The sequence below is a fragment of the Fictibacillus iocasae genome (assembly GCF_042665465.1).
Taxonomy (GTDB): domain Bacteria; phylum Bacillota; class Bacilli; order Bacillales; family Fictibacillaceae; genus Fictibacillus; species Fictibacillus iocasae.
The window spans coordinates 1-18,131 of record NZ_JBHTCP010000042.1; the positions used below are offsets into that span (position 1 = coordinate 1).

Annotated in this window: 16 protein-coding genes; 3 read left to right on the forward strand and 13 right to left on the reverse strand. The window is 49.7% G+C overall.

The features are described 5' to 3' along the window. Nucleotides 1-139: 139 nt before the first annotated feature. The 6 genes from ACFQPF_RS12450 to gatC form a co-directional block, all read right to left on the reverse strand. Nucleotides 140-646: a hypothetical protein gene (locus tag ACFQPF_RS12450; protein ID WP_379750063.1), complete on the reverse strand. Its 507-nt coding sequence runs from the start codon at nucleotides 644-646 to the stop codon at nucleotides 140-142. Between the two features lie 45 nt (nucleotides 647-691). Continuing rightward, nucleotides 692-1,015, reverse strand: coding sequence for a DUF3784 domain-containing protein (locus ACFQPF_RS12455; protein WP_379750064.1), 324 nt, complete (start codon nucleotides 1,013-1,015; stop codon nucleotides 692-694). Nucleotides 1,016-1,034: 19 nt separating this feature from the next. Beyond that, on the reverse strand, nucleotides 1,035-1,484 hold the full coding sequence (locus ACFQPF_RS12460) for a hypothetical protein (protein WP_379750065.1): 450 nt from the start codon (nucleotides 1,482-1,484) through the stop codon (nucleotides 1,035-1,037). A gap of 396 nt (nucleotides 1,485-1,880) precedes the next feature. Beyond that, a complete protein-coding gene (gene gatB / locus ACFQPF_RS12465) occupies nucleotides 1,881-3,314 on the reverse strand; it encodes an Asp-tRNA(Asn)/Glu-tRNA(Gln) amidotransferase subunit GatB (RefSeq protein WP_379750066.1) in 1,434 nt (477 codons plus the stop codon). 12 nt (nucleotides 3,315-3,326) lie between these two features. Next, nucleotides 3,327-4,787: an Asp-tRNA(Asn)/Glu-tRNA(Gln) amidotransferase subunit GatA gene (gene gatA / locus ACFQPF_RS12470; RefSeq protein WP_379750067.1), complete on the reverse strand. Its 1,461-nt coding sequence runs from the start codon at nucleotides 4,785-4,787 to the stop codon at nucleotides 3,327-3,329. Nucleotides 4,788-4,804: 17 nt separating this feature from the next. Beyond that, complete coding sequence (gene gatC / locus ACFQPF_RS12475) at nucleotides 4,805-5,092, reverse strand: Asp-tRNA(Asn)/Glu-tRNA(Gln) amidotransferase subunit GatC (protein WP_379750068.1); 288 nt, start codon at nucleotides 5,090-5,092, stop codon at nucleotides 4,805-4,807. A 143-nt stretch (nucleotides 5,093-5,235) separates the two neighbouring features. Between gatC and ACFQPF_RS12480 the strand changes: the two genes are divergently transcribed. Continuing rightward, entirely contained in the window at nucleotides 5,236-6,666 is a 1,431-nt protein-coding gene (locus tag ACFQPF_RS12480) for a hypothetical protein (RefSeq protein ID WP_379750069.1), read from the forward strand. A gap of 302 nt (nucleotides 6,667-6,968) precedes the next feature. On the opposite strand, the gene ACFQPF_RS12485 is transcribed toward ACFQPF_RS12480, so the two are convergent. Further along, nucleotides 6,969-7,307 (reverse strand): DUF3905 domain-containing protein, encoded by a 339-nt coding sequence (locus ACFQPF_RS12485; protein WP_379750070.1) that lies wholly within the window; start codon nucleotides 7,305-7,307, stop codon nucleotides 6,969-6,971. A gap of 316 nt (nucleotides 7,308-7,623) precedes the next feature. Then, on the reverse strand, nucleotides 7,624-9,171 hold the full coding sequence (gene pruA / locus ACFQPF_RS12490) for an L-glutamate gamma-semialdehyde dehydrogenase (protein WP_379750071.1): 1,548 nt from the start codon (nucleotides 9,169-9,171) through the stop codon (nucleotides 7,624-7,626). A 204-nt stretch (nucleotides 9,172-9,375) separates the two neighbouring features. Between pruA and ACFQPF_RS12495 the strand changes: the two genes are divergently transcribed. After that, nucleotides 9,376-10,218 carry an STAS domain-containing protein gene (locus ACFQPF_RS12495; protein ID WP_379750072.1) on the forward strand — a complete coding sequence of 281 codons (843 nt, stop codon included), beginning with the start codon at nucleotides 9,376-9,378 and terminating at the stop codon, nucleotides 10,216-10,218. A 288-nt stretch (nucleotides 10,219-10,506) separates the two neighbouring features. On the opposite strand, the gene ACFQPF_RS12500 is transcribed toward ACFQPF_RS12495, so the two are convergent. The 4 genes from ACFQPF_RS12500 to pcrB all read right to left on the reverse strand — a co-directional run bounded on the left by ACFQPF_RS12500 (nucleotide 10,507) and on the right by pcrB (nucleotide 16,765). Beyond that, nucleotides 10,507-11,712, reverse strand: coding sequence for a CamS family sex pheromone protein (locus ACFQPF_RS12500; protein ID WP_379750073.1), 1,206 nt, complete (start codon nucleotides 11,710-11,712; stop codon nucleotides 10,507-10,509). 75 nt (nucleotides 11,713-11,787) lie between these two features. Continuing rightward, entirely contained in the window at nucleotides 11,788-13,791 is a 2,004-nt protein-coding gene (ligA, locus tag ACFQPF_RS12505; protein ID WP_379750074.1) for an NAD-dependent DNA ligase LigA, read from the reverse strand. A 12-nt stretch (nucleotides 13,792-13,803) separates the two neighbouring features. Beyond that, a complete protein-coding gene (gene pcrA, locus ACFQPF_RS12510) occupies nucleotides 13,804-16,038 on the reverse strand; it encodes a DNA helicase PcrA (RefSeq protein WP_379750095.1) in 2,235 nt (744 codons plus the stop codon). A 37-nt stretch (nucleotides 16,039-16,075) separates the two neighbouring features. Next, nucleotides 16,076-16,765 (reverse strand): heptaprenylglyceryl phosphate synthase, encoded by a 690-nt coding sequence (gene pcrB, locus ACFQPF_RS12515; RefSeq protein ID WP_379750075.1) that lies wholly within the window; start codon nucleotides 16,763-16,765, stop codon nucleotides 16,076-16,078. A gap of 153 nt (nucleotides 16,766-16,918) precedes the next feature. Here pcrB and ACFQPF_RS12520 point away from each other — a divergent pair, with 153 nt between their 5' ends. Further along, nucleotides 16,919-17,470 carry a GNAT family N-acetyltransferase gene (locus ACFQPF_RS12520; protein ID WP_379750076.1) on the forward strand — a complete coding sequence of 184 codons (552 nt, stop codon included), beginning with the start codon at nucleotides 16,919-16,921 and terminating at the stop codon, nucleotides 17,468-17,470. A 213-nt stretch (nucleotides 17,471-17,683) separates the two neighbouring features. On the opposite strand, the gene ACFQPF_RS12525 is transcribed toward ACFQPF_RS12520, so the two are convergent. After that, the gene (locus ACFQPF_RS12525; RefSeq protein ID WP_379750077.1) at nucleotides 17,684-18,112 is read right to left on the reverse strand and encodes a MarR family winged helix-turn-helix transcriptional regulator; all 429 of its coding nucleotides are present in this window, start codon (nucleotides 18,110-18,112) and stop codon (nucleotides 17,684-17,686) included. Nucleotides 18,113-18,131: the final 19 nt, after the last annotated feature.

Genomic DNA, 18,131 nt, shown 5'->3' on the forward strand with positions numbered 1-18,131 from the left:
TCAGCTATGCGGGTCGCCCCGCACCACCTTGTCTTAAGCTACTGTTACTACTGCCTTCACAGTTCGGGACTCACACCCTATAGCCTGTACCCATGCCGGGCACACTAAAAGAAAGCACTGCGAATCATCCGCAGTGCTTTTAATCTGATATCACGCCGTCTTCAAACGAGAGGGTTTGAACGTGAGATTGGCCGAATTTTGTATAGGTGATGCTTATTTTACGGATATCTTGATCGGATTGAATATCACCTTGCCCCACTCGCAATACGATAAAAAAATTGGTATCGGGTGTGAAACCCTTCACAGGAAACAATGTTTGAATGATCCCCTCTTTTATCGCGTCTTCCTCATCATATGTGCCGATCTCTTTGTTACTCATATATAACTCAACTTTCGCATCCTCTGACCCATCGCGTTTCAGCAACTCTACCTTTTCAATAGTCGGCTTCCCTATTCCATCCCACCTAAAGTGATACCCTATATAAACAGCTTTGCTTTCTATTAAAACGCCTTTGCCAACTGAGGCGTGGCTCCATTTAGTAAATTCGCCTTCATCACGTATAAAATTGAAAAACCATAGACCACTGATGAGTAAGACAAGCCCTATTAAAATAAGACTTCTTTTCATGTGAACACCAGCTTTCATGCGGACTCCGTTCTTCAATCTATAGATATGCGATGTGGCTCCTGCTTATTTTACTTTTTTAAAACGGTTATTTGTGTTGACGTAAAGTAGCGCAAAGAGGATAAGGGAGAGCATGAAGATGAGACCGATGATAAAAATCGTTTGGTTCTCCAGCAGCTCGCTTACTGCAAATAATAGAATACTCAAACTGATTCCATACATGATCTTGCTCATAAATTGACAAAGCGCTGCCTCATCGTATTGAGTCTTCTCCTCGTTAGACATGGTGTTATAGCCTGAGAGAAGGAATGCTCCTTTTCCTTTTGATAGAATAAGAGCGAACGTAAAAAAAAGAATAACGAAGATAAAGTTAATGAATGCTCCCAGCATATCAATCGCTCCTTTTTGGTTATCGTACGTCAATAAAAAAATAATGCGACACACTGCCTCTGTTCCACTCGGTGTTCAAGCTAATACCATACGTGCCTTCTTCACGAGGTGCCTCGAAATGATTAGCACTGTCCATTGGTGTCTCTTTCGGCAAGTTATCTCCCTCTTTCCATGTTGAGACGGTTTCCATTTTGTTGAGAGGGGTTTGGTTGAACGTGATGGAGATGGTTTCTCCTGGCTGCACAGGCACCCCTTCTCTGCCTTCCACCATAAAAGGTTCGGCCATATCTACGCACATAGCGCTAAAGAAGCCTTTCCAGCAAAAACTGGCTTGACGAACAGGCACACGATCGTTTCCTTCTGTTTTCACGGTTGGCATGGGAGGATTGCGGTTGATGAGGCTGTAGCCGATCAAACCAGATAACAGCAAGAAGACTATGAGAATAACGAGCCGTTTGTTTTTTAGCATCCTGGCCTCCTGGATTGCGTATGCTTTTTTCACTATGGATAATTCTGTTAATCTGTCTTCTATTCCTTTATTATTGGGAATTTAAGAGTAAAAGGTTGAGTAAACACTGGAACGCCATGTGCGTCGGGTGTTTTTTCTTGTTTATATTCTTCGCGCGGGTTTTATTTTATTGGAAAATAACGGAATTACGCCCGCGGATCCGGGGTTTGGACCCGCGGAATGTCTTCAGTGACCCGCGCATCGTCAGTTGTGACCCGCGCTTATCTATTTTGGACCCGCATTTGTGAAGATTGGACCCGCGCCTACTACAAAGCACTTCCAAACTTGTCCAAAATCCACATTCCTTACCCACAAACACATGAAAAACACCGGAACGCTCCCGCGTCCGGTGTTTGTTTATCTCTTATTCAGCTCTTCAACTAATAATTTGTTCACGATTTGCGGATTTGCTTTGCCTCGGGACTCTTTCATCACTTGTCCGACTAGGAATCCGATCGCTTTGTCTTTTCCGGCTTTAAAATCGGCGACGGATTGCTCGTTCGCATCGACGATCTTCACGATCATCTCACGAATCGCACCTTCATCCGAAATCTGGACGAGGCCTTTCGCCTTCACGATTTCTCCTGCGTCGCCGCCGTTCTCAATCAATTCCTTGAACACTGTCTTCGCGATTTTCGTGGAAATCGTGCCGTCTGAGATGAGCTTAATCATGCCAGCCAGGCCTTCTGCCGTTAACGCAATCTCGCTTAACTCTTTGCCCTCGTTGTTCAAGTACGCGCTCAATTCGCCCATGATCCAGTTGGACGCTTGCTTTGCGTCGGCACCTACTGCAACAGCCGCTTCAAAGAAATCGGCCATCTCTTTTGAAATGGTGAGTACCTTCGCGTCGTATTCGGGAAGTCCGAGTTCCGCGACGTAACGCGTTCGGCGCGCGTCCGGCAGCTCAGGAATGTCGCCGCGCACACGCTCCATCCACGCATCATCGATCTCAATCCCGACAAGATCCGGTTCCGGGAAGTAGCGGTAATCATCAGATCCTTCTTTTACACGCATCAAAATGGTTTTCTTCGTACTCTCGTCAAATCGGCGCGTCTCTTGGTCGATCACGCCGCCGCTGTTCAGCACTTCTGCCTGGCGCACTTCTTCATGCTCGAGCCCTTTTAACACGTGAGCAAACGAGTTCAAGTTCTTAAGCTCTGTTTTCGTGCCGAATTCTTCTTGGCCATATGGGCGGAGCGAGATGTTCGCGTCACAGCGCAATGAGCCTTCTTCCATCTTGCAGTCAGAAACGCCTGTATACTGGATGATCGCCTTCAGCTTCTCCAAATACGCGTACGCCTCTTCCGGCGTCCGGATGTCTGGCTCAGAAACGATCTCGACGAGCGGTGTTCCTTGGCGGTTCAAGTCGATCAGCGATCCGTCATCAACGTGCGTCGATTTCCCAGCATCCTCTTCCATATGAATGCGGGTGATGCCGATTTTCTTTTTCTCACCGTTCACTTCAATCTCGATCCAGCCGTGCTCGCCGATCGGCTTGTCGAACTGCGAGATTTGGTACGCTTTCGGATTGTCCGGGTAAAAATAGTTTTTGCGGTCAAATTTTGTATCGGTGTTAATGTGGCAGTTAAGCGCCATCGCTGCGCGCATGGCGAACTCGACGGCCTGCTTGTTCACGACCGGCAGCACGCCCGGGTGGCCGAGGCAGATCGGGCACGTGTGGGTGTTGGCAGGTGCACCGAACGCAGTGGAGCAGCCGCAGAAAATTTTCGAGTTTGTTTTCAGCTCAACGTGAACTTCTAGTCCGATTACCGTTTCAAATTTTGTCGTCATGTCCGGCACCTCCTACAGCTGCGGTCTTGCTTTATGATGGTCTGTCGCCTGCTCAAACGCATGGGCGACGCGGTAAATCGTGCTTTCGTCAAAATGCTTTCCGATGATTTGGAGTCCGATCGGCAAGTTGTCGCTCAATCCGCACGGAACGGAAATCGCCGGAACGCCCGCCAAGTTCACCGGAATCGTCAGAATATCGTTCGCATACATCGTAAGCGGATCCTTCGTCTTCTCGCCGCATTTAAATGAAGGCGACGGTGTAGTCGGTCCGATGATCACATCGTATTTAGTGAACACGTCTTCAAAATCTTGCTTGATGAGCGTGCGGACTTTCTGCGCTTTTTTATAATACGCGTCATAATAGCCAGAGCTGAGCGCGAACGTGCCTAGCATGATGCGGCGCTTCACTTCCTCGCCGAACCCTTCGCTGCGCGTCTGTTTGTACAGCTCGATCAGGCTTTCGCTGTTGTCTGAACGAAGGCCGTACCGGACCCCGTCAAAGCGTGACAGGTTAGCCGACGCTTCAGATGATGACAGCAGATAGTACGTTGCGAGTGCGTATTTCGAATGAGGCAGCGACACTTCTTCCCACGTCGCTCCGAGTCCTTCGAGCACTTTAAGCGCCGCGAGGACTTTTTCTTTTACGCCAGCTTCTACGCCTTCTGCGAGGTATTCTTTTGGCACAGCGATCTTGAGACCTTTTACATCATTTCCGAGCGCCGCCACGTAATCCGGGATTTCCACGTTTGCAGACGTCGAGTCCATGCTGTCGTGGCCGGCGATCGACTGCAGCAGGTAGGCGTTGTCTTCTACACTGCGCGTGATCGGACCGATCTGGTCGAGTGATGACGCGAACGCGACAAGGCCGAAACGTGACACGAGGCCGTACGTCGGCTTCATTCCGACAACGCCGCAGAATGCCGCGGGCTGGCGGATGGATCCTCCTGTGTCAGAGCCGAGCGAGAACAATACTTCGCCTGCCGCAACGGCTGCAGCTGACGCGCCGGATGAACCGCCTGGCACGCAAGCTAAGTCCCACGGGTTTTTCGTCGCAAAAAATCCGGAGTTTTCGTTTGATGAACCCATCGCGAACTCGTCCATGTTCAGCTTTCCGATATTGACCGTGTCTGCAGCGTGCAGCTTTTGCACGACTGTCGCGTCGTAAACCGGGTCAAAGTTGGCGAGGATCTTGCTCGCACATGTTGTGCGCAGTCCTTTTGTGACCATGTTGTCTTTAATTCCGACTGGCATGCCGAATAAAAGGCCACGGTCTGCAGCATTGCTCGCAAGCTTTTCATCAAGCTCACGGGCATGTGCGCGCGCTCCTTCTTCGTTCAGTGTGAGAAAGGATTTTACTTTATCGTCCACCTCGGCAATTCGTTTGAACGACGTGTCCACAAGATCGGTGACCGAGATTTCTTTTTTATGTAAAAGCTGATGCAGCTCTGAAACTTTATGTTCGAACAGTGACATATTTTCTCCTCCTGCTGTTAAAATGCGTTCGGTACTTTAAATTGCCCGTCTTGCTGCTGCGGCGCGTTTTTAAGCGCTTCTTCTCTTGAAAGCGACTCTTTAGTCTTGTCCTCGCGCAGCACATTTTTCAAATCGAGCACGTGAGTTGTCGCCTCCACATTTTCTGTGTCGAGCTCGTTCAGCAGCTCCGCGAACTCAATCATCGCATCCAGCTCACCGAGCATTCTCGCCGCTTCTTCTTCCGTTATCGCCAAACGCGCTAGATTAGCCACGTGCTTTACTTCTTCCTTTGAAATCCGAGACATTTCTTACATCCCTCCGTGTTTGCAGTTCTGTACATTATACTGATGATAACAAACGGCACCGCGCTCGGCAACTTGCCTCTAGGTTTATCGGTCTTTTGTGAGGGAATCCTAATAAAAACAGGTGTAGCGAAAGAGGAATGGCTATGGAGCGAGTCACGGTGAATGAGAAAAAATTGGAGAGCGGGCTGCTGACGTTCGTTTTTCCGTTTGCGCTGAAAAAAAGTTCTGAGAGAAAGCTGGCAGGTGTGCTGGCTGATTCGGGATATACGAGGTTTGATCTTGGCCAGACAGATCTAGAAGATGCGTTTTATGGCGGCGAACGCGTATCGCACCGCGATATGGAGCACTATTTTCTGCCGTTTATCACAAAGTTTATTTTTCCGAAAAGTCGTGAAGGTGCTGGATTTCAGCGGTATTCGAAGGTTTTGAACGTGTCCGCTTTATTGAAGACAGATAATGTATCGGTTCCGTTCTCTCTCATTTCTGTGGATGTGATTGTATGTCCGTTTCAGCTCGGGTTGCTGAGTGTGCGGACGAAGGTGGAAGATCTGCCTTATTCGGAGGCACTGGAGTTCGCGAGCCGGTTCCGCGTGCTGGAGGACCGGACGCCACAGGATAAAAAAGCTGAGGTATTGTGTGACGGCTCAACGTTTGATCAAGTGGACGATTTTCTTTTTGAGAGTGTCGTTCCTGAGGTGCCGCCATTTTTTGATTTTAGCGTGGTTAGCGACTCTCATTTTGAGACGCTTCCTTATTTTGTGGACGAGCGTGTGTATGTGCAAGGTACGTTTGTGTTGTCGGCCGATGAGTTGATTGAGAACGCGGATTTGTTCCGCGCAGGGCAGCTCGACGGACTGAATGGTGATGGGAACCCTCGAGTCGAGTGCAGCAGCCTGGACTATTTGGCGCGCTATGTGTCGGAACAGTGCTATGACCGGTGGGCGCCGGACACGTATTATGTGTGCGATCAGCACAGCTTTTGTTTGATAACGACTGAAAATGGCGGGCGGAGCCGGCAGCTCGCGAGCCAGATGTACGGCGAGTATTATTATGGGTTGCTGATCAATCTGTTCTATAAAATCGTGTTATTGAAGTTTTCGAATGAGTACTCGCGCGTGAAGCTCGAGCGTGAGGATGAGAAAATTGAAGACCTGGTGCGGGCGATCAATCATTTTATTTCGAAGTATTATTTTATTGAGCTTGCTCCTCAAACGCAGGGACGCGAGGTGTTCACGCAGCTGCGGCATGTGTTCGGCACACGCGCGCTGTATGAAGATGTGAAGGATAATTTGGCGAGTTTGTTTCAATATCAAGACAAGTTCGCCTCGAACCGAAACGGCCACCTGCTGACCGTGTTGACGTTGTATACGGTAATCGGCGGCATTTACGGCATGAACCAGGTGATCGAGGATTTGAAAGGAAACATCGACTGGGGCAAAATGTCGTCGTACTCACTGTTTCAATATATCGCACTGTTCGTGACGTTCAGCGGTTTGCTCGTCGGCGCGATCATGACGGTTGCGAGCCTTGTGAAATGGTATAAAGAGAAACGGCGGCAGAAAGAGTGGGTTTAGGGTTTATTAAGGTTTGCTTGTTGGTTAGTTGATGGTTGGCACACGAGGTGCGGTTGGTATGCGATGTCCGCAAATTAAAAATCTCGCCCGAAAGCCCCCTTATTTCGCCTGATTAAAAGCCGTTCTTGCCTGCAAAATCCTCATTTTCGCCCGAAAGCTCTTACAAAATCAAAATTAGCTAGTTAAAAACCGCCAATAATAGCGGTTTCTTTTTGGTTGGGGGTCCGGTACGTTTTCAAAGCATGCTTGATATAGCAGCGTTTAAGCCAAAACGTACCGGACCCCGACTATTTCCGACTATTTTAGTCTTTTCTGTAGCTCGCGTCTTTTGTGGGATGCGTGAAATGCTCGCCTTTTGGCTTGGCTTTTTTTTCGACCAGGTCGCGGTTCTCAGCGGTATTCCAGCCGATGTCGTTTGTCGGGTGCACCCATTCGTCGCCTGCCATGATTTCCGGATCGGTATCGGTGCTCCAGTTGTTGAGCGGCGAGTTTGGCGAGTCGTAAAAGCTGTCGCCGATGACAACACCGTGCTCGTTCGTGAACGGCGGCTGCATCTTCATACTCGTTCCTTTGAAATCGGGTGAGCTGATCTGGTGCGGCAATGTTTCGTCTAATGACTTTTTGTCTTTTTCCTCTTTCATGCTGATTTCCTCCACATTCATTAAGGCTTTTCTCTAATTTGCCCTTGTGATGTGTAAAAAATGAATAGTATTGTGACTTGTTGGGGTTTCCAGATCCAAATATGGCCGAATGATTGAACTAATTTTGTACCATCGCAACACTTTTTAAGATTCTTACAACATAAATGAGATTTGTTAAAACAAGTTATCAATTCTTTACATCAATTACAGCACTTCTTAAAGCATTTTCGCTAAATGTTACAACAATTGAGGAAACTTGCTGCGACAGCACACAAAAAAGCCTCTCCGGCTAACGACCAGGAGAGGCTTTTAAAGTTTAAAGCGTTTCTGAAGTTGTTTTCGCTTGCATGTGAAGAATCAGGTAATCTGGTCCACCAGCTTTTGAATCTGTACCGGACATGTTGAATCCGCCGAATGGCTGGTATCCTACGATCGCGCCTGTGCAGCCTCGATTGATGTAGAAGTTACCTACGTGGAACTCTTCACGCGCGCGCTCGATGTGCTCGCGGTTGTTTGATAAAAGAGCACCTGTTAAGCCGTACTCTGTGTTGTTTGCGATCTCAAGCATGTGATCAAAGTCGCGTGCTTTGCAAACCGCTACTACGGGTCCGAAGATTTCTTCCTGCATCAAGCGAGCTTTTTCATCCACATCAGCAAAGATTGTCGGCTGGATGAAGTAGCCTTTGGAGTCGTCGCCTTCTCCACCTGCTACTAGACGGCCTTCGCCTTTACCAATCTCGATGTACTTCATGATTTTGTCATAAGACGCCTGGTCGATCACTGGCCCCATGTATGTGCCAACTTCTTCAGGGCTTCCCACTGTCAATTCTTTCGTCAATGCAACAGCTTTTTCAAGAACTACATCGTACACGTCCTGGTGGATAACAGCACGTGATCCAGCTGAACATTTCTGGCCGGAGAATCCGAAAGCAGAATATACGATTGAGCTAGCTGCAAGATCTAGGTCAGCGTCACGGTCAACAACAACCGTGTCTTTTCCGCCCATTTCCGCGATAACGCGCTTCAGCCAGATTTGGCCAGGGTGAACTTTTGCTGCACGCTCGTAAATGCGGCAGCCGACTTCACGTGAACCTGTGAAGGATACGAAGCGCGTTTTCGGGTGGTCAACCAAATAGTCGCCGATTTCTGCGCCGCTTCCTGGTACGAAGTTAAGGACACCTGCAGGAAGGCCTGCTTCTTCCATTACTTCAACGAATTTCGCTGCGATAACTGGCGTTGTGTTTGCTGGCTTCAATAGCACCGTGTTACCAGAAACGATCGCTGCAACCGCTGTACCTGCCATGATTGCGAACGGGAAGTTGAATGGCGAGATGATAATCCCTACTCCAAGCGGAATGTAGCTAAACTTGTTGAATTCGCCTTCGCGGCTGACAACTGGCTGGCCAGCTTTTAGCTTGATGGCCTGGCGTGCATAGTACTCTAGGAAATCGATTGCTTCTGCTGTATCAGCGTCTGCTTCTTTCCACGGCTTGCCTGCTTCTTTTGTCAGGTATGCAGAGAACTCATGCTTGCGGCGGCGGATGATCGCTGCGGCACGGAACAGGATGTTCGCGCGGTGCTCAGGATCCCACTTTTTCCAGCTTTCGAACGCTGTTAGCGCTTCTTGCATCGCTTTTTCAGCGTGGTCTTGTGTAGCTTTTGAAACAGACCCGATCACTTCTTCTTTGTTTGCCGGGTTGATGGAGACGATTTTCGCGTCTGTTGTTACTTTTTCAGCACCAATTACGAGCGGGAATTCCTGCCCAAGGCTGCTGTTAACAAGATTAAGCGCTTTTTCGTACGCTTCTTTATTCGCTGCAACTGAAAAATCTGTAAAAGGTTCATGCTTGTACTCACGAGTCATGTATGTGTCCCTCCTAATAATTAAAGCGTTTTCAAAATTGGTAGAACCACGTATATTCTACCTTAATCAATGCATTAGTTCAAACAATGAGAAATAGTCAGACTACTTCACTTATTTAGTGCGCAAGGTTTAGTACTAAGGTAATATGGGTATTAACATTTACATTGGGTTATTTCGGAAATTGCAGAGAAATAGGGGAGAATTATGGAAAAAAATCAACGGTTATATCAATATTTAAGGGAGAAAACACGCCAGCTGACAGAGGATTGGTACAACAACCTTGATAAAAGCGATCCTACAGGCGTGTACGCGTCTACCGACCCTCAGGTGATTGAAACATTAAAAAAACAAAATCACGATTTTCACTTGCATTTTGTTCACTTTTTGAGTGAGCCTGATTCTTCTGTTTATAACAGCTTTAACGCTTGGATAATGGAAATTGCGCAGGACGAGCAGCATTTGCGCACACCCATTCATTTTATGATGAGAGAGTTCTTTAACACGCAAGAGCAATACTTGGATTTAATTCAGCAATTTGTTTATGAAAATAACGATGACTTCTCACATGAACGTGTGAACGAATGGAACCGAAAGATCATTCGAACCTTCAATAAGATCATGACATGGTTTACAGAGGAGAACTATAACTACTCCCAATCGCGACTAGAGGCACAGCAGGAGCTTATCACAGAATTGAGCTCCCCTATCATCGTGCTCACGAAGCATGTTGCTCTCCTTCCGCTCGTTGGGGATATAGATACGCGGCGCGCGAAAATCATTATGGAGAACACGATGGAACAGTGCATGGAAAAGCAAATTTCGCACCTGCTTCTCGATCTCTCCGGCGTCGTCATGTTCGATACACTGGTCGCGCAGCAAATTTTCCTTCTGATTGACGCTCTCAACCTGATCGGTGTCAGAACAACACTTTCTGGAATTCGCCCGGAAATTGCACAGACCGCTGTCCAGCTTGGGATCGACTTCAGCTCGCTGTCGATCGTGTCGAACCTGGAACAAGCCGTATCTCTTAATAATGTAACAAAATAAGGTGAAGACCGGTCCGCCGCTGTTGGTGCGCCGGTCTTTTTTTGCAAATTGATGAGGGAGTCTTTGAGCTCGTTACGTTGGTTGTTTTTTGGTAAATAACGGAATAATGCCCGTGAATTCGGTGTTTGCGGCCACGGTTAGCCGTAATGCGGCCGCAAATGTGTAGCTCGCGCCCGCGCCATGGCGGAAACAGCCGCAATGGTGTAGAATACGCCCGCGCGCCACCATATCACCTCCTCCAGCACACAAAAATAAGGTGCCCGCCATTAAAAGGGGCACCTTGCATCCTTATTTTCTGTAAATGTGAACGAATGGCTCTTCTTGACCCTCGTTTTTCACGATGAGGGCTTCTGGCTGTTCGACGGCGGATTGAATATAGATCTCGATCGGCACATCTGGCAGCTTTTCGAGCGCTCGTGTCGTCACGAACTGAGTGAACGAGATGATTTCCGCCTTGCCGCGGAACTGCACAGGAATCTGAATCGTCAATCGCTTCAGTTCACCGTCAACGTAAAGCCCATTTCCAATCACTCCGATATAGTTCGGGAAATATTTTTGGATCTCGGTTTTGAAATTGGTAAAGCTTTCAAAGTCGTTGCGTTTGTTTTTCGATGCGGCGCCTGACGGGAAAAGATAATATTTCTCGTCGATCTGATCCCAGTCGTTGATTGAGCCGCTTCCCTTTGAAACAGTGCCGACCGCGAAGAAATGGCCAGGTACCACCGCATCACGCTCTTCTTCCTGATACAGTGCGATCAGCATGGGTACGTCTTCAAGCCCTTTTTGCGTGCGCAGGCGCTCAGCGACCTTTTCTGCAATCTTGGCCGCCTCCTGCTTGACTTTATCTTTATCCAGCTTCTTTTCGCCAGGATGAATTTTCCGTTCTTTATCTTCTGCTTTAAAATAATACGTCGAGTTAAACGACAAGCCGATCACGAGACCACCGAGCTTGACCTTTCCTTCGCCCGACTGGACAAGGTAGTTATGCTCGAGCACATAAGACAAATATTTCGGGTTGTCTTCATTGGCTTTTAAGACAGCCTTCACATCGGTGGAGTTTTCGTCCATCCCGAGGGGCGGGTTCATGCCGCGCTGGCTCATCTCCCCGCTTTCGAGCTTTTCTTTCTTGCCGTCGTCACGCTTCAGCCAGTTGTTGACGGTCGATTCGGTCAAATACTGGCCTTCCTGGAAAAAGTATTTGTCGGTGCTGAACTTTTCCTGCGCCACGCGCATAAGGCCCATCTCAAACTCATTGATGTCAAGGCGGTTATCGACTCCATACCGGATCAAGCCGCGTGCGCCGCCCGGTTCAAACGGAAAGATGCTGCGGTAATAGTTCTCGCCCGTCTTGATCTCGCCTGTGATGATCGCCTTTTCCTCTTTCTTCCCTTTTTTCTTAACCACTTCTTCTTCCTTTTCAAGGCTGTTGTCGTTTAGACAGCCTGTGAGCACGATCAGCAGCGTTAGGAATAGAAGGCTGATTTTCTTCATCATGTAAGGTACACTCCCCAGCAGGCGCGAACTTGTGCCTGCGATTTGCTGCTACCACTGGCGCAGCTGATTTTTCGTTTAGTTCAATTGATCGATCAGTTCTTGCTCGTTCATGACCGGCACGCCGAGTGACTGCGCTTTTTCAAGCTTCGATCCAGCGTCCTCGCCAGCGATCAGCATATCCGTGTTCTTGCTCACGCTTCCGGTAACCTTTGCCCCGAGGCGCTCAAGCTTTTCTTTTGCTTCGTTACGAGACAAAATGGACAGCTTTCCAGTTAGCACGACCGTTTTGCCGGCAAAAATGGAGTCGATGTCCTCTGCTTTCACGAGCTTTGGACCTTTGTATTCCATGTTCACACCGCGAGACCGCAGTTCTTCTACAAGCTCGGTCACTTCTGGCTTGCTAAAATAGAGTTCGATCGATTCGGCCATTTTCTCGCCGATCTCGTCGATCGCGAGCAGCTCGTCACGGCTCGCGTTCATGAGCGAGTCCATGTTTTCAAACTTTTGGGCGATCGTTTTTGCCGCTTTCGCCCCAACGTGGCGGATACCAAGTCCGAACAACAGCTTCTCAAGCGAATTGTCCTTTGATTTCTCGATTGCGTCAAGCAAGTTATCGACCGACTTCTCGCCCATGCGCTCGAGCTGCAGCAGACGCTCCCGTTCGAGCACATACAGATCGGCGACATCTTCAATCAGTTTTTCTTTAAAAAGCTGGGCGACCACTTTTTCACCGAGGCCGTCAATGTTCATCGCGTTGCGCGACACAAAATGAATCAGTCCTTCGCGAATCTGTGCCGGACATTGCGGATTCAAACAGCGCAGCGCAACCTCGCCGTCAAGGCGTTCAAGCGCGCTTTCACACTCAGGACAATGCGTTGGCATCGCGAAATCCTGCTCATCGCCAGTGCGGCGGTCGACGATCACGTTCACGACTTCCGGGATGATGTCTCCCGCTTTTTTGACGACCACATAGTCGCCGATCTTAATATCCTTCTCTCGTATTAAATCTTCGTTATGAAGAGACGCTCTTTTAACCGTCGTGCCGGCGACGACGACCGGCTGCAGCAGCGCGGTCGGTGTGACAACACCGGTGCGGCCGACGTTCAGCTCGATGCCTTCGAGCTTTGTAACCACTTCTTCTGCCGGAAACTTGTATGCAATCGCCCAGCGCGGGCTTTTCGCGGTAAAGCCTAGCTCCTCCTGCTGATGCAGTGAATCCACTTTAATGACGATTCCATCGATTTCATATGGCAGGTCAGGGCGCTTTTCTCCCCAGCCTTGAACAAATTCAATCACTTCATCAATGTCTGCGCACTTTTTCCATTCGGGGTTCGTTTTGAATCCGAGGTGCTTCAGGTAATCCAGGCTTTCGCTGTGCGAATCGACACGATGGCCTTCCATCTGGCCGGCACCGTACACAAAAATATCGAGGCTGCGGCTCGCGGCGATTTTCGGATCCAGCTGGCGCAATGAGCCGGCTGCGGCGTTACGCGGGTTCGCGAACAGCTCAAGACCTTGCTCCTGGCGCGCTTCGTTCAGTTTGGCAAACGATTTCTTCGGCATGAACGCCTCACCGCGCACCTCCAGCTTTACGCTGTCTTTTAACCGGAATGGGATGGAACGGATCGTTTTCAAATTGTTAGTGATGTCCTCGCCTGTCGTGCCGTCGCCGCGCGTCGCGCCGCGGACGAACTTGCCGTTCTCGTACAGCAGCGATACCGCGAGTCCGTCAATTTTGAGCTCGGCGACATATGACACTTTTCCGCCGGCTCCTTCGGATGCGCGGCGGTCAAAGTCGCGCAGATCCTGCTCGTTGAACGCATTGCCGAGGCTGAGCATCGGAACGTTATGCTGCACTTTTTCGAAAAAGTCGAGCACCTTTCCGCCGACACGGACAGTCGGCGAATGCTCATCATGCAGCTCAGGGTGATTGTTCTCGAGCTCGATCAGCTCGCGCATTAAGCTATCCCACTCTGAATCCGGAACGGTCGGCTTATCGAGCACATAATATTCATAATTGTATTTTTCAAGGAGCTCGCGCAGTTCGGTAATGCGTTCTTTCGCATTGGTTTCGTTCAACTTCTTCACTCCTTACATTTTTTCAATCGGGGCAAATTTCGCGAGCAACCGCTTCAGTCCGACCGGCTGCGGGAAGGCGATGTCGAGCTCAAGCGAGTCGCCTGTGCCGCGCATGCTCACGACCGTACCGGTTTCCCACTTGCGATGCTTTACTTTGTCGCCGACGCGCCAGTCGGATTTTTCTCCGCCTGATGAAGTGGTTTTTGGTGCTGTGATCTTGTTCCGCATGAACGACGGCACGTTCTGCTGCTGAGCCGTACGTGCGCCGCGCGCCCATGACGGCATTTCTTTTTCCATCACTTCGAGCAGCTCTTCTGGAATTTCCGAAATGAAACGCGACACCGGGTTTGAGTTCGTGCGGCCATACAATGTGCGGCTGCGCGCGTTCGTGAGGTACAGCTCCTGCTCGGCACGCGTGATGCCGACATACGCTAAGCGGCGTTCCTCTTCCATTTCATTTTCTTCAAAAAGCGCCCGGCTATGCGGGAACACCCCTTCTTCCATCCCCATCAGGAACACGACCGGGAATTCAAGGCCTTTTGCCGAGTGCAGCGTCATGAGCACGACGCTTTCTTTCGGCTTGTCGTTCACGGTGCCGTCTTCGTCCAGCTTGTCGATGTCCGCCACGAGGGCAAGGTCAGTAAGGAATGCGAGCAGCGATTTGTCGTCCTGGCGCTTTTCAAAGTCCTTCGTAACAGATAAAAATTCTTCCAAGTTCTCAAGGCGCGCCTGCGCTTCGAGCGTTTTTTCATTCTTCAGCATGTCGCGGTAACCCGTCTTGTCGAGCACTTCTTCCACGAGCTCCGTCACCGATAAAAATTCCTGCATTCGGTTCCAGTTCTCAATCTGGCTGGCAAACTCTCGCAATACCGCCGTAAAGCGAGCTGTCAGGCCGATCTGCTCCACTTCCTGCAGCGCCTGATACATGGACAGGTCATTGTCCGCGCCGTATTGGGCGATTTTATCAACCGTTGACGCACCAATGCCGCGTTTCGGAACGTTAATGATGCGCGTCAAGCTGATGTCATCGTCCGGATTCGAGATGAGGCGAAGGTACGCGAGGATATCTTTGATCTCTTTTCTGTCATAGAACTTGATGCCGCCGACGATGTTGTACTGAATGTTCGACTTGATCAATACTTCCTCGATCACACGAGACTGAGCGTTCGTGCGGTAGAGGATCGCGATTTCATTATTTTTGCGCTTGCCGCTCGTCGTCATTTCGCGAATTTTGCCCGCGACAAAGTGACCTTCATCATGCTCGCTGTCGGCTTGATAATGGATGATATTCGTGCCGTCGTCATTATCGGTCCAGAGATTTTTCGGCTTGCGTGTCGCGTTGTTCTGAATCACCTTGTTCGCTGCGTCGAGAATTTTTTTCGTGGATCGGTAGTTTTGCTCGAGCAGAATCACCTTCGCGTCGCCATAGTCTTCCTCAAACGACAGGATGTTCGCGATATCTGCTCCGCGCCAGCCATAGATCGACTGATCACTGTCCCCAACGACGCACAGGTTGCGGAAACGGTCGGCGAGCATCTTCACGAGCATATACTGCGCACGGTTCGTATCCTGATACTCGTCGACGTGAATGTATTGAAACTTGCGCTGATAAAATTCCAGCACCTCAGGCACACGCGAGAACAGGTGGATCGTCGTCATGATCAGGTCGTCAAAATCAAGCGCATGGTTCTTTTTCAGGCGCTTTTCGTACTCCATGTACACGTCATGAACGATGTCATCAAACGGTCCGCTCTTGATCTTTTCGAAGTCTTTGGACGTTTTCAGCTCGTTCTTCAGTGACGAGATCGCGCCAAGAATGCTGCGCGGCTCGAATTTCTTTGGGTCGAGGTTCTTGTCTTTTAAAATATTTTTGATAACCGATAATTGGTCGGTAGAATCGAGAATCGTAAAGTTGCGGTTAAATCCTATGCGGTCGATGTCGCGGCGCAAAATACGGACGCACATCGAGTGGAACGTGGAGATCCAGATGTCTTCGGCCACTGGGCCTGTAATTTTCGCCACACGCTCTTTCATCTCGCGTGCCGCTTTATTCGTAAACGTGATCGCCAATATGCTCCATGGCGCCACCTGCTTTTCCATCATCAAATACGCGATGCGATGTGTCAGCACGCGCGTCTTTCCGCTTCCCGCTCCGGCCATGATCAAAAGCGGTCCGTCCGTATGCTTGACGGCCGCACGCTGCTCCGGGTTCAGGCCGGAAAGCAGCTTCTCAACTAGCTGGTTCATACTCATAAACAAACACCACCCTACCTAACTTGTAATATTATGCCCCTTTTACCGCCTTTACGGTCTCGAGCGCTTGCTTCACATTTTCATAGATCACGTTGCCGACCACGACTGTGTCCGCATATTGTGCCATATCACGCGCCTGTTCGGCTGTCTTGATGCCGCCCCCATAATACAGCTTCGTCTCGCTGAGCACACCTGATACGTCTTTTACCAGTTCAGGATCACCGTACATGCCGCTGTATTCAACATAAAAAATAGGCAGCTTGAACATTTTTTCTGCCAGTCGGGCATAAGCTACTACATCATCTGCTGTGAGGGCTGGCTTGGCGTGCGACAGTTTCGCCGCCTTGCAGTCCGGGTTCAATATCACATAGCCTTCTGTCACAATCTCGTCCCAGTTCATGATCGGGCCATACTCTTTCACCGCGTCATGCTGCAGCCCGACAATAAATTTAGGTTCTGAGCTATTGAGCACGGTCGGAATATAATAAAAGTCGAACCCCGGTGTGATCGATTCGGTGTTGGACACCTCGAGCACGCACGGCACCATATAGCGGCGGATGCGTGACATCAAGTGCAGTGTGTTATCAAGGGTCACCCCATCACTGCCGCCGACCATGACTGCGTCGGTTCCTGATTCGCACACCGCTTCCAAGTCGGCGTCGCTGATTTCTTTTTCCGGGTCGAGCTTAAAGACGTGCTTCCACTCCTGATAATCGTACATGAATGGTTTTCCTCCTGCTATTTGCGGCTGATTTCGCCGCACGATCAACCTGTTTCTATTCTTAGCCATTATAACAGAATTAAAAATGCTGCTCTATCTTTGACATCAGGGAAAGTGCTGGCAGATAGGAATCGAAAAAGGAGAAAAGAGCCTATGTTTTTTCTGCAAATCGATCATGAAGTGGTGTTAAAAGAAGGAAATGTGAAAGAAGCGGAGATTTTTTTTCAGCTGACCGATCGTTCCCGCGCCAAGCTCTCTCCCTGGCTGATGTGGGTGAACCAGACGCATTCAGTGAAGGACGCGAAGGAATTCTTGAAAATGGTGAGTAAAAAGCAAAAAGAACATACCGATCTTGTCGGCTTTATCTGGTACCGCAATACCATGGCCGGTTCGGTCGCTCTGTACGATATCAAATGGCACAATAAGTCTGCTTCTATCGGCTATTGGGTCGGCAGCGGCTTTGAAGGACGCGGCATCGCCAAGCGCGGGGCGCACGGCATGCTTCTGTACGCCTTCTACCAGCTTGGCTTGAACCGGATCGAGCTGCGCGCAGCCGGTGAAAACACCCGCAGCATCATGCTCGCCGAACGCCTCGGGTTCACACCAGAAGGCCGTCTCCGGCAAGCCGAATGGATCAACGGCAGCTGCCGCGATCTTGTGCAATACAGCTTATTGCGTGAAGACGCGGAAAAGTGGATGGTGTGAGCAAGCAGGGGGGTCCGGTACGCGGTGTACCGGACCCCCCTGCTTGCTGTTATTTTGATTCTCGGGCGAAATTTGAGATTTACGGGCGAGAGTGGAGTGCTTTCGGGCAAGATTTGGATTTTGCGGGCGAGAAATCAAATTTACGGGCGAGCCCCCACTCGCCCAAACAAAAACCACCCGACAGCCAACGTGCTGGGGTGGTTTTCGCCTAATCTAGTTCTTTTCTTCTAGCACATCACCTGCATGTGAGAGCAGAGCGGTCAGTTCTTGGCTGTTTTTCTCGCCTAGGTATTCCGAACATGCACCCTGCAGGTCGTTCCATGCATGCTGCAGTGCCTGCTGGAGGGCCAGTCCTTTATCTGTCGGATAGATCAACGCTTTCGTCCGGTTTGCTTTGCGCTCAATCAGTTGCTGTGACACCAGCTTATCCACAAACCTTGTTATGGTAGATGGAGCGATATGAAGCTCCGCCCCCAATTCAGTCTGAGATATACCTGGCTTATTGTTCGCGACCATCAGCATGAAGGCAAGGGTCGGAGAAAGCCCGGTATCTTTGAAGCACTTCTCCGCCAAGCGTGTGATTGCTCTGGACATCCGGTTCACATTAAAATAAAGGCAGTCCTCGAGGTATTTTTCTCCCATTTATGTATCACCTCGATAT